Origin of the sequence: Parapedobacter soli (genome assembly GCF_025460835.1) — a bacterium.
GTDB lineage: Bacteria > Bacteroidota > Bacteroidia > Sphingobacteriales > Sphingobacteriaceae > Parapedobacter > Parapedobacter soli.
In genome coordinates, this window is sequence record NZ_JAMXAY010000002.1 from 226732 (window position 1) to 239315 (window position 12584).

A 12584-nucleotide genomic window follows, 5' to 3' on the forward strand; every position below is an offset into this window, starting at 1 on the left:
GACTGTTATTGTTCGGTAATATCCCACCGATTATTATCGGGATTGTGGTCAGGATAGACCTTGTCGGGGTCTAGCTGCACGGTCACTATCTTCTCGTCCGTAGGCGCTTTGAACGTCCATGTATTGTTACGTTCCCATATTTCAACAGGCAATTTTACCCGGTGTACTTTGCCGCTTTCTGTGGTGATATCCACTACGACTGGCATTGGCATTTTTTCAAAGTTTTCGATGGTGATGTATCCGCGATCGTTCGGATTGCTTGCGTCGGTTATGACCATTACAATGCCTTGATCGAATCGCCAGTTGTTTTTGAACCAACCCCGCCAAAACCAGCTCAGATTTTCCCCTGCTACATTTTCTATGGTGCGGAAGAAGTCGTCTGGCGTGGGGTGCTTATATGCCCATCGGTGTAGGTACGTTCTAAAGGCCCGGTCAAAACGTTCGGGGCCCAGTATTTCGTTGCGTAAGAGGGTGAGGCCGAAACCAGGTTTGTAGTATGCCAATGCGCCTATGTTGCGTTCCTGCATATTTTGGGGTGTGGTCATCACCGGCTCAAGGTCCGGCCGCGTTAAGGCTAATGCCATCCGGTTGGCGTCTCCGCTGGCCCGGTGATATTCGCCATTGTTGAACGCTGCCGTCGATAGATCGTTGATGAAGGTATTGAACCCTTCGTCCATCCATGCGTGGAGGCGTTCGTTATTGCCAACAATCATCGGGAACCAGATATGGCCGAATTCGTGGTCGGTCACACCCCACAGTCCGCGGCCCTTGGACTTATAGCTGCAAAAAACGATCGCCGGATATTCCATTCCGCCGACATCGGCCGCAACGTTGATTGCCACGGGATAAGGATACTCCATGAGCATGTTTGAGTAGAACTCGATGGAGGCCTTGGTATATTCGGTGGAGCGTTCCCAGCCGTTGCCGCCATCACTTTCTACGGGGTAGGCGGATAGTGCGAGGGAAGTATTGCCGCTGGGGAGGTTGATCTTTGCACCGTCTATGATGAATGCGGGCGATGAGGCCCAAGCCACGTCGCGTGAATTTTGGAGCTTGAACTTCCAGGTGAGCTCGCCGTCGCTTTTTGGCCGTGAGTTGGGTTGCGTTACCTCTTCGGCCGATCGGATGATGACCGTTTCATCACTTTTGCGGGCTTGGTCCAGGCGTTCAACCTGTTCCGCTGTGTAAACCTCTTCGGGGTTAAGTAGCTCACCCCCCATGACCACGATGTGATTGGCCGGCGCAGTTATTTCTACGTTATAATCGCCATATTCCAGGTAAAACTCTCCCGGACCGGTATAGGGTAGCGTATTCCAGCCCATGATGTCGTCATACACGGCCACGCGGGGGAACCACTGTGCGATGGCAAAAATCTTCCCGTTTTGTGTTTCGAGTACTCCCGTGCGGTCGGCCCCATAGTTGGGCACGGTATAGGAATAATCGATGGTTAGCGTGGCCTTACCACCATTGGGCTGCAATGGTTCTGGCAAAAAGACCTGCATGCGGGTATCGTTGATAAGGTATTCGGCGGCCCTGTTGTTTGCCAGTGCCACGGATTGGATGTCATATCCGCCATCGAAATCAGAACGGGCATTTCCATAGCGGCTCTTGGTAAGCGGAACGATGAGGTGGCCCCGGCCTTCTTGCGTAAACATATTCTGGTCAAGTTGTAGCCAAATGAAATCCAATTCGTCCGGGCTGTTGTTGGTGTATTCAAGGATTACCGTGGCGGTTATTTCATTGGTCTGGTCATTCAGCCGTGCACTGATGTTATAATCGGCAGCGTTCTGCCAGTATTTAGGTCCTGGCATCCCGCTTGCCGATCGGTATTCGTTTCCGTTATTCGTGTAGAAAAAAGGATTGAATGCTTCGGTGTAGTCGTAGTTGCTTTCCGCATTTTGCGTCCATCCAGTCAGCGGCGAAAACCCCACTAACATCACTGTAACTGCTAGGTAGGCTGTCCGTAATTTATTCATGTTGTCTCTTGGTTTGCTGTGCTATTTCAACTTGGCTTCATACGCTTCGGCATCGAATCCCAATAAGAGACCTTCCGATGTTTCAATGATAGGTCGTTTGATAACGCTGGTCTTTTCCTGCATTAAGGCGTTTGCAGACGCCGCATCCACAACGGCACGTTGCGCTTCGGGCGAAAGTTGCCGCCACGTGGTACCGCGCTTATTAACCAGTGGTTCCCATCCGATTTCTTGCTCCCATGCTTCCAGTTTGCTCAAGGAGATCCCTTCTTTCTTGAAATCGTGAAATGTATAAGGGACATTGTTTTCCGTAAGCCATGTGAGCGCCTTTTTCACTGTGTTGCAATTTTTGATTCCATATACGTGCATATTCGAAGCTTTTTTGCAAACAAACTTAAAATTAAATATCCGCTTGCCAAAAAATCACCTGGTTAATTTCCTCCCTGTTGGCCACCACCTCCTGAAACGTCGTCATTTTTGATACCGCGGCGATTTTTTCTGATTTCGTCTTTCAGACGGCCAAAGCGATAAGACAAACTTATATTGAAAGATCGGTAGTAATTTTGGGAAAATGAGGACTGCGTGAAGTTGGGCCCCGTCATGTCATTGATGTAATTACGGTATTTGTTAAACGGGTTTGATATCGATCCCGAAATACTCAATTTCTCTTTAACCAGGTCTTTGGAAGCACTGATGCCGTAATACCATTTATCCGCCATCCATCTTCAAATCGGTAGCTCACGCCGCCGTACATATAACCGCGTAATCCTGAGTTGCTGGTCGCTTTGCCATCTACCACACCATCCAGCCAAATGTAGCTCATATCGCCACTCATGTTCAAGTTTAGTTTTTTGGTGATGGGATAGTTAATACTGATATTGGTACCCAATGATTTGTTCTTGCCGATGTTTTCGTAAGTAAAACGAGAAATGCCGGTTTCCTCATCGTAACTAATGATTCCCTCCCTGCATATTCGAAGTTGGGGTTAGAGCGGTTTACAAACGGGTTGAGGTTCCAGATCCCGGGTGATTTCTCCATCTGCCGAAAAGTCCGATAGCTAGTTTGAACCAAAATTTCTATCTTCGTACCGATGGATAATTTTATCGTTTCTGCCCGGAAATACCGCCCCGCCACGTTTGATACGGTGGTTGGCCAACAACATATCACCGTTACCCTAAAGAACGCCATTAAAAACAAGCAATTGGCTCAGGCGTTTCTATTTTGCGGTCCGCGCGGTGTGGGTAAAACAACCTGCGCCCGTATTTTGGCCAAAACCATCAATTGTGAACACCTGCGTGATGATATGGAGGCCTGCGGGCAGTGCGATAGTTGCAAATCATTCCAGCATGGCAACTCTTTCAGTATCCACGAGCTGGATGCGGCTTCCAACAATTCGGTAGACGATATCCGTAGCCTGATCGACCAGGTGCGGATCCCGCCGCAGACGGGTAAGTATAAGATTTACATCATTGATGAGGTGCACATGCTGTCGCAGCAGGCTTTCAACGCCTTTCTGAAAACGCTTGAAGAACCGCCGGCTTATGCGATATTCATTCTAGCCACCACAGAAAAACACAAAATCCTTCCAACAATCCTCTCGCGATGCCAGATTTTCGACTTCAACCGTATCAAGGTGATCGATATGGCCAATCATTTGGCTACAATCGCAGATAAGGAAGAAGTGTCTTATGACCCCGATGGACTGCATATCATCGCACAAAAGGCCGATGGGGGGCTACGCGATGCGTTGTCAATGTTCGACCAGATTGTGAGTTTTTCCAACAAGGAGTTGACTTACCAGGCCGTTATCGACAACCTCAATATCCTTGACTACGAGTATTACTTCAACCTGACAGATGCAATCATACAAGAAGACGCTGCAACAGCATTGCTTATTTTCGACGAGATACTCGCCCACGGTTTCGATGGCAGCCACTTTATCGGCGGACTAGGCTCGCACTTCCGCGATTTATTGGTAGCGAAAGAACCCGCCACGTTGATGTTGCTGGATACCAGCGATACCATCCGCGATCGATACCTCCAGCAGTCGCAGCAACTGTCGTCCGGACTGTTGCTTTCAGCACTCAATATTGTTAACCATTGTGAGGTCAACTACCGCACCAGCAAGAATCAGCGACTGCAAGTGGAGCTGGCACTGTTGAAAATGTGCCACGTTGCATCGGCCATCCAACTGGCCAGAAGTGGTGCCGTGCAGCCACAAGCCGAAGTGGCTGAAAAAAAAAAGCCAACACTAACGCAACCGTCGGTTGATAGTCCACGAACAACCGCTGCAGATAATCTGCAGCCTAAAATTGAAGAGCGGAAGCCGTTATCCGCCGGCAACTCGTCGCCGTCCACAGACGGCCGCCAGCAGGTTCCCAGCCACGGATCAGCGGACAGCACCCCCCGCACGGAACCTCCCGGGCCCCGCCCACAGGAACAGCCTAACCGCTCTTGGGGCAACGTGAAGCTCAGCAATGCCATCCCCGACCTTAATCGTATTTTTGACGATCAGCAGCCTGATGAACCATCGGTAGACGAACCCGAGCTGCTCAGCGGCACCGAGCGGCAGCCATTCACCCATGAAGAACTGCTCCCACATTGGCATGCGTTGGCAGACAAGCTGAAGGCCGAGAATAAAATCAACTTATTTACACTGATGACAGCCCACCCGCCTGAGCTGCAGCCGGAGTTCAAAATCGGGGTGGTAATTGAAAATCCGATCCAGCTTGACCTGCTGAACAACTCTAAAATCGATATCCTGAACGAACTACGGACTAATCTACGGAATTTTGCAGTCGATCTGGTACCGATGGAAGTGAAGGCTGATACAACCAGGAAGCCCTACACTGCACAGGAGAAGTACCAAGCAATGGCTGCCAAGAACCCGATGCTCGATGTGCTGCGAAAAACATTTAATCTGGGATTGGAGTAACGAAAGGGAACGTTTTACCGGCGCTCGCCAATTTGTTGCCGCCACATGGCGTAGTATAATCCCCGTGCATCCACCAATTGGCCGTGTGTTCCCGTCTCGGCTATTTTCCCTTTCTCCAACACGATAATGCGGTCTGCATGCATAATGGTCGACAAACGATGTGCAATCAGCACCGTAATTTGATCCCTTTCGCCCGAGAGTGCTCTTACCGTTTCGGTGATGGCCTCTTCCGTGAGTGAGTCGAGGGCGCTGGTAGCCTCATCGAAAATCAACAGGCGGGGATTGCGTATCAATGCCCGGGCAATGGAGATACGCTGTTTTTCGCCGCCAGACAATTTTAAACCACCTTCGCCCAATACCGTATGGATCCCCTTTTCACTGCGTGCCAGCAGTTGCGCGCAACTGGCTTTATACAAAGCTGCCAACACCTCCTCTTCCGTAGCATCGGGTTTTACGAAAAGTAAATTATCTTTTATAGTGCCTGCAAACAGCTGGGTATCTTGCGTTACAAAACCGATCTGCCGTCGCATCTCATTATACCGTACCGTTTCGGCAGGGATATCATTGAATAGGATACGGCCCGATACCGGGCGGTACAACCCCACTAGTAGTTTGACGAGGGTCGACTTACCCGATCCCGATGGACCGACGAATGCAATGGTTTCGCCACTCTTTACGGTAAATGAAATATCGTCAATCGCATTCTGTGAAGCCGTTTTGTGCCTGAATACCACACGGTCGAAAACTACCGACTCCAAATCGCCAATAGGAACCGGGTTCTCGGGCCGCTGCTCTATCGGCTTACGCATCAAGCCGTCAAACAGCTGGATGGAAGCCTCAGCTTCGCGGTATTGCACAATGATGTTGCCGATTTCCTGCAACGGCATAAAAATCGACGTGGAGATGAACTGCATGGTGATGAGCTCACCGGGGGTCAATACATCGCGGAAGATGAGCCACAGCAGCGTGAACAGGATGGACTGGCGGAGCAGGTTGAGCGTGGTCCCCTGTAGGAAGGAAAGAAAACGGACACGCCGCGTTTTGGTCATTTCAAGGTCGAAGATCGTTTGTGTATGACCGCGCATCCGCCGTATTTCGGGAAACGTTAGCCCCAGGCTCTTGACTAGCTCGATGTTGCGGAGCGACTCGGTGATGATGCCCGACATGCGTGTTGTTTCGCGGTTGATGCTACGTTGTGTTGTTTTTATTTTCCGGCTCAACATACTGGTAATGGAACCGATAACCACGAAGCCGATCAGGAAAATCGGGATCAGCGCCCAATGCTTGGTAATGGCATACCAGATCAGGAAGCCGAACCCTACCAACGAAGAAAATAGGATGTTAATGGCCGAATTGATGAAGCGTTCGGTATCGGTACGCACTTTCTGCAGTACGGCCAGCGTTTCACCGCTGCGCTGCTCTTCAAACTCCTGGAACGACAGGCGTAAGGTTTGCCGTAGCCCTTCGTTGAATATCTGCATGCCAAACCGCTGCACGGCAAGCCGCATCACATAATCCTGGAAAGAACGCGCCAACCGCGCCAATAAGGCGACAGCGATAGCGATGAATAGCCAAAAGAGCACACCTTGAACCAGCTCTTCCTCAGTACGGCCTTGGCGGTTATTTGCATAATCATCGATGATTTTTCCAAAGATGATAGGGTCGATCATCGAAAGCAACTGCGCTGCCGCTGCAAGAAGCAGGGCGAAATAGATATACCTACGCTGTGGCTTGAGGTATTTCCAAAGGATTTTCATGCACGTTTCAGCTTCCGCTCGCCCAATGCCCAAGCAGCCTTGCGGGGCGGATTCAGCTTGATGCTCGGAGAACCCTCGGCATGCTTGCGGATATGCGCCACCACTTCATCCACCGAGTCGGTGAAGAGCAAGAGGTCCATATCTTCGGGGCTGATTGTTTTTTCATCCATCATGCGTTGGACGTGGGCAATGATTTCCTTGTGGAAGCCCACACCCATTACCACAATGGGAAACCGTTTGATTTTTCCCGTTTGGATAAGCGTAAGCGTTTCAAAAAACTCATCCAGTGTGCCAAAGCCACCCGGTAGTACGATGAACGCGAACGAATACTTGCGCAAAAGTTCTTTACGGACGAAGAAGTACTCCATCGTCACGAACCGGTCCAGGTAGGGATTGTGCGCCTGTTCGTGGGGCAGCACAATGTTGCATCCTACCGAGAGTGTACCACTTTCTTTGGCGCCCCGGTTTGCTGCTTCCATGATGCCGGGGCCACCGCCGGTCATGATGGCGAAGCCCAGTTTGCCGATCTTGGCCGAAACCTGGCGGGCCAGCTCGTAATATGGGTGGTCTTCTTTGAACCGTGCCGAGCCAAACACCGTGACGCAGGGGCCGATGAAATGCAGGCCCCGGAATCCTTTGAGGAACTGTATCACCACACCACCCACATATTTAAGTTCTTTCCAGCGCGCGCGAGCGCCTTCCATGAATTTATGTTCTTCCTTTATAAAAGCGTTGTTCATTATCTCATTTATTTTTGATGGTTAACCAGTTCGATAGCTTCCTGCGTAATCCGGCTTTTCTTGCGGGGTGCACAATCCAAACTGTCTAATTGCGATATATCATCTACGATGTCTTTCACTAGTATGCATCCTTGCTTCAACAGGATGTCTTTTTCCGCCTTGTTAATAGTGGTTAGGCAGGTGACCGGGTACAGGCCGGCATTGTCCACCCGTCTCTTTATGCTGCTTTCTTCCGGGTAATTCCAAGCCAGGAGGTTGAGATGGTAGTATGCCGAGAAGTTGATGGAATCTGTGGTCATATAGGCGTTGGTAACAAGCCAGCCTGCTGTAAATTCCATCTCCTTGCCGAAAAATGAAAACGTGCGTCCGGCGAAGTCGTTGACGCGCGACAGGAAATACATGGGGGTGGTCACCGTGATTTTGGCATCCTCAGTATTTCGGAACTTGCATTCCACCAATAGCAGCTCGTTGTCTTTCTGTGCCACCACGTCTACCTCATGGGTTACCGAGTTGCCTTCAAGCAGTTGGCCCGTGAGGGTCTGGTAATTGGCGTGGTTAAACAGCCTGGACACCCATTGTTCAAAATAATAGCCGGCCGGCCCCAAGTCCTTCAATGCACGTTTGAGGCTATAACGGGCAGCGAACGAGTCGGCCTCCCTTTTCAGTAGGCGGAAAGCCAGCCGGTATAATTCGCGGGTATCTATGCCGTCATAGACCATGGGCTTCATGCGCTCCCATACGTCGTCTACCACATCGGGCGATGCGCCCGATTTGGAGAGCGAGCCCTTCAGGCGGCCCAAGTCAAACTCAACCAGCTCGCCGGAATATTTCTTTACTTGCATTTAATTGACCTTTGGGCAACTAATATGCGAATTTTTCGGGAAACCAGCTCCCCATCAATTGGTTTTTCGGTAATTCCATACCGCCCATCCATTAAGTATAACGGCAAAGCCAGATATCGCACCCAGATGGGGGAGGATGGCCTTCCAGCCACTCCCCTTGAGGATAACCATCCGCATCACCTCTACGAGGTAACTCACCGGATTGAATGCCGAAATCACTTGTGCCCACCCGGGCATGCTATCGATTGGCGTGAATAGTCCACCCATGAGGATAAAAACCATCATAAAGAAAAACATGATAAACATGGCTTGCTGCTGGGTATCGGTGTAGGTAGAAACCAATAGCCCGAAACCAAGCAAAGCCAGTAGGTACACCCAAACGAAGCCATACATGGCCGCGATACTGCCTTGTGGAAATATGCCGTAGATAAGCCAGGATACCAACAGGCCCAAGGTGAAAACGACATTGCCCAGAATCCAGAAAGGGATAAGTTTACCGAGGATGAAATGATGTTTTCTGATTGGCGTTACGTTGATTTGCTCAATGGTGCCCACTTCTTTTTCCTTCACGATATTCAATGCCGATAGAAAGCCTCCGACCATGGTGAGCAAAATGGCCAGTATGCCGGGCACCATGAAATATTGGTAGTTGAGCATCGGGTTGAATCGGTTGCTGGGTATTACCTCAACGGTGGGCAGGGTACTGAAACGCATGGGTTCTACCTGTGCCACGCGTATGTCCCGGCTATAATTGCCGATGATCTCGGTAAGGTATGCGCCGCCTAATCCGGCTTTGGTACCATTGATCGCATTGATGGCAATAAAAAGCGTTTGTTCCCCTTCGCGGATCAAGTTACGTTCAAACCCGCGCGGTATTTCAAGTACGAGGTCGGCCCGGCCCTCTTCTATGAGTCCGTACGCCGCCTTAACTGAGGTATGATACCCCTGCAGTTTGAAATAGCCGGAGGCAGTGATTTCGGATATCAGCAGCCTCGAATACGGCGAATGATCGTGGTCTACCACCGAGAGATTTATATTCTTGATTTCGTAGTCAGCAGCAAATGGTAAGATGATCAATTGCATGACGGGCATCACCAGGATGAGCATCAGGATGGCACGGTTCCGGAAAATCTGCCGGAATTCTTTTTGTAAAAGGAATCTGATTGTTCTCATTCCAACCGTATTTTAAAACTCTTTAAGCTCACCACGAAAAGGATTAGGGTAATGCCGCACAAGATGGCCGTTTCTTTCCACACCCCTTCTATCCCTACACCCTTAATCATGATGGATTTCACAATGCTATAAAACCATTTGGCGGGTACGATATTGGATATCCACTGCAAAAGAACCGGCATATTCTCTATGGGGAACATGAAACCGCTGAACATGACCGTAGGTAGCAACATACCCATCAGCGATACCAGCATAGCTACCTGCTGCGTCTTTGTTTTGATCGAAATGAATATGCCCAGGGTTAAGCAAGTAATGATAAATAGTGCACTCTCGGCAAATAGCAGGAGCCAGTTGCCCTCCACCGGTACCTGCAATACGAATACGCTCATCAATACGATAGACAGTACGTTGACGAGTGAAAGGAGTAGGTACGGGACGGTTTTCGATAGGATGACCCATACCGGCTTGAACGGCGATACCAGCAGCACTTCCATGGTGCCGGTTTCCTTTTCCTTAACGATGGATATGGCTGTCATCATGACGGAGACCAACATCAATACCAATGCAATGACCCCGGGCACAAAGTTGGGGGCGCCCCTGAGCTGTGGATTGTAAAGCATCCGGATTTGGGGTGTAATCTGGTAGGGTAGGGGCATCTGTCCGCTGAGCTCCACCTGGTAATCGCGGATAATGGCCGAGATGTAGTTGGTTAAGGTAGTTGCGCTGTTCGGGTCTGATGCGTCGGCAATCACCTGTACCTGTGCGTGATGTTGGCGGGAGAGGTTATCTTCGAAGTTGGCCGGAAAAACTAAAGCCAATTTGATGTCGCTTGTTTGGAATGCCGTTTCCAGACGGTCTTCATCCATGATATCCTCCTGGATTCTGAAGTAGTTGCTTGCTGCTATCCGGCCGATGAGGTGCCGGGAGGCGTTGTCTTTTGCGTGGTCTATAATGGCAATCCGTGTATTTTTAATTTCGTTTGTCAGTGCGAACCCAAAAATGAGGATCTGGGCAATGGGCATACCGATCAAGATAAATAAGGTGCGCCGATCACGCAGTACGTGAAGGAACTCCTTTTTTACGAATGTGGCAAATTGCTTCACTTCTTTTAATTGATAACTATCCACTGTTTTTTGCTTTCCGCGCCAGTTGATAAAACACCCCATCCATGGACTGTTCATTTAGTTGTGCTTTCAAAAGCGCGGGTGTCCCTAATGCTTCAATGCGGCCATCCACCATGATGGAGATACGGTTGCAGTACTCGGCTTCGTCCATGTAGTGGGTGGTAACGAACATGGTAATACCGCGGCCCGCCGCCTCATAGATCATCGCCCAGAATTGCCTGCGCGTTACGGGGTCCACGCCACCGGTAGGTTCATCGAGGAATAGGACGTTCGGCTCGTGGAGCAGCGCAACCGAGAATGCCAGCTTCTGTTTCCAGCCCAAGGGCAGGTCGCCCACCCGTTTTTTTGCCTGAAATTCCAAGCCTAGCCGTTCAATGAGTGCGTCACTTTTGGATCGGAGCTGCCGGTTATCCAATCCATATATCCCGCCGAAGAATCGGATGTTTTCCTGTACGGTAAGGTCTTCGTACAACGAAAATTTCTGGCTCATGTAGCCGATGTGCTGTTTGATTTGTTCGGTTTGGCGATACACATCGAATCCGGCAACGGTTGCCTTGCCGGATGTCGGCCTGGACAATCCGCATAGCATCCGCATCGCCGTCGTTTTGCCAGCGCCGTTGGCGCCTAGGAAGCCGAATATTTCGCCTTTATAGACTTCAAATGTAATTTCGTTGGTTGCGACGAAATCGCCAAACTGTTTGGTCAGCTTTTCGGTGCTGATTACTGTTTCTGTGCATGTCATGTGGTAAGCATTTTAATGAAGCAATCTTCTATGGTCGGTGTAATCGGCTTCACTTCGATATCCCTGAGGCCGGCCTTTGTCAGGACATTCCTTAGGTCTGTTGCCGCGTCTCGGCTAGCAGCACCCTGAGAGTCCACGTGGATATATTCGCCGAATATATAACCAGTAAAAGGTGGCTCATGAGTAGCCAATACTTGGTTAACACGAGGCATGTCAGCGGCTTTAACGGCGTACAGCACGCCGGGGTATGTGCTTATGATACCTTCGGGCGAGTCGATAGACAGTATCTTACCGTGCTGGATAAGCGCGATACGGTCACATATCGCCGCTTCGTCCATGTACGGGGTGGACACCACTACGGTAATGCCCTGCTTTTTCAGCTGCCTGAGTATTTCCCATAATTCCTTGCGCGACACCGGGTCTACCCCTGTGGTCGGTTCATCGAGAAAAAGTACGGTCGGTTTGTGGATAAGTGCGCAGCAAAGGGCGAGCTTCTGCTTCATCCCTCCTGAGAGCTTGCCCGCGCGGCGCTTCTTGAAAGGCTCCAGCTGCACGTAGATGTCTTCGATGAGGTGGTAATTTTTTGCTACTGTGGTATTGAATACCGTTGCGAAAAACCGGATGTTCTCTTCCACGGTCAGGTCCTGGTATAGGGAGAAGCGCCCTGGCATGTAGCCTACCTGGTTCCGGATATGGCGGTAGCCGCTTACCACGTCGTAACCCGCTACGGTAGCCTGGCCGCTGTCCGCCCGCAACAGGGTGGCCAATATCCGGAAGATGCTGCTCTTACCCGCACCATCCGGTCCGATGAGACCGAATAATTCCCCTGCCTCTACTGTAAAAGAAACATCCGTTACCGCCTTTACAACCCCTTTGTTGTAGGTCTTTGTAATGTTGCTTAATGTAACCATTTCTATTGCCGTTTCAAAACCGAACTTCCCCGTACATGCCGATTTTAAGCAGTCCATCGTTCTTTACGTTGATTTTGGTAGCATAAACAAGGTTCTCCCGCTCGTCTTTGGTTTGGATGGTCTTGGGTGTAAACTCTGCTTTATCACTTATCCAAACCAACGTTCCCGGATATTCCCGGTAACCTCCATCCGCATCATCTACCAATACGGTTACTTGTTGGTTTAGCCGGAGCCGGGCAAACTGTGGACCGGTAACATATGCCCTTAGGATGATAGAAGATAAATCCGCCAGTTTATACAACGGCTTTCCTATGGCGGTAGTTTCGTTGGTTTCCGCATATTTAGTCATCCCTTAAATTCTGTACAACACACTAACAATCAGTAAAA

11 protein-coding genes and 1 pseudogene are annotated in these 12584 nt (G+C 50.1%); 1 reads left to right on the forward strand and 11 read right to left on the reverse strand.

The window, feature by feature from the left end:
• Positions 1–5: 5 nt before the first annotated feature.
• From NGM62_RS02065 to NGM62_RS22150, 3 genes and pseudogenes are all read right to left on the reverse strand, one after another.
• On the reverse strand, positions 6–1976 hold the full coding sequence (locus NGM62_RS02065; RefSeq protein ID WP_262245525.1) for a M1 family metallopeptidase: 1971 nt from the start codon (positions 1974–1976) through the stop codon (positions 6–8).
• Positions 1977–1997: 21 nt separating this feature from the next.
• On the reverse strand, positions 1998–2342 hold the full coding sequence (locus NGM62_RS02070; RefSeq protein ID WP_262245526.1) for an ArsC family reductase: 345 nt from the start codon (positions 2340–2342) through the stop codon (positions 1998–2000).
• 62 nt (positions 2343–2404) lie between these two features.
• Positions 2405–2946 (reverse strand): annotated as a pseudogene (locus tag NGM62_RS22150) (outer membrane beta-barrel protein).
• 117 nt (positions 2947–3063) lie between these two features.
• Between NGM62_RS22150 and NGM62_RS02080 the strand changes: the two are divergent.
• Positions 3064–4908: a DNA polymerase III subunit gamma/tau gene (locus NGM62_RS02080; protein WP_262245528.1), complete on the forward strand. Its 1845-nt coding sequence runs from the start codon at positions 3064–3066 to the stop codon at positions 4906–4908.
• Positions 4909–4922: 14 nt separating this feature from the next.
• On the opposite strand, the gene NGM62_RS02085 is transcribed toward NGM62_RS02080, so the two are convergent.
• Genes NGM62_RS02085 through NGM62_RS02120 form a run of 8 tightly spaced genes read right to left on the reverse strand, consistent with a single transcriptional unit; the run spans position 4923 to position 12546 of the window.
• Positions 4923–6665, reverse strand: coding sequence for an ABC transporter ATP-binding protein (locus NGM62_RS02085; RefSeq protein ID WP_262245529.1), 1743 nt, complete (start codon positions 6663–6665; stop codon positions 4923–4925).
• Positions 6662–7405: an LOG family protein gene (locus NGM62_RS02090; RefSeq protein ID WP_262245530.1), complete on the reverse strand. Its 744-nt coding sequence runs from the start codon at positions 7403–7405 to the stop codon at positions 6662–6664. The genes NGM62_RS02085 and NGM62_RS02090 overlap by 4 nt, the downstream gene beginning before the upstream one ends.
• A gap of 8 nt (positions 7406–7413) precedes the next feature.
• Positions 7414–8247, reverse strand: a complete 834-nt coding sequence (locus tag NGM62_RS02095; RefSeq protein ID WP_262245531.1) for a restriction endonuclease — start codon at positions 8245–8247, stop codon at positions 7414–7416.
• A gap of 54 nt (positions 8248–8301) precedes the next feature.
• Positions 8302–9420, reverse strand: a complete 1119-nt coding sequence (locus NGM62_RS02100) for an ABC transporter permease (protein ID WP_262245532.1) — start codon at positions 9418–9420, stop codon at positions 8302–8304.
• Positions 9417–10601, reverse strand: a complete 1185-nt coding sequence (locus NGM62_RS02105) for an ABC transporter permease (RefSeq protein WP_262245533.1) — start codon at positions 10599–10601, stop codon at positions 9417–9419. Before NGM62_RS02105 ends, NGM62_RS02100 begins: the two co-directional genes overlap by 4 nt.
• Positions 10540–11286: an ABC transporter ATP-binding protein gene (locus tag NGM62_RS02110; protein WP_262245534.1), complete on the reverse strand. Its 747-nt coding sequence runs from the start codon at positions 11284–11286 to the stop codon at positions 10540–10542. The genes NGM62_RS02105 and NGM62_RS02110 overlap by 62 nt, the downstream gene beginning before the upstream one ends.
• A complete protein-coding gene (locus NGM62_RS02115; protein WP_262245535.1) occupies positions 11283–12254 on the reverse strand; it encodes an ABC transporter ATP-binding protein in 972 nt (323 codons plus the stop codon). The genes NGM62_RS02110 and NGM62_RS02115 overlap by 4 nt, the downstream gene beginning before the upstream one ends.
• Positions 12211–12546, reverse strand: coding sequence for an HlyD family efflux transporter periplasmic adaptor subunit (locus NGM62_RS02120; RefSeq protein WP_262245536.1), 336 nt, complete (start codon positions 12544–12546; stop codon positions 12211–12213). The genes NGM62_RS02115 and NGM62_RS02120 overlap by 44 nt, the downstream gene beginning before the upstream one ends.
• Between the last annotated feature and the right edge of the window lie 38 nt (positions 12547–12584).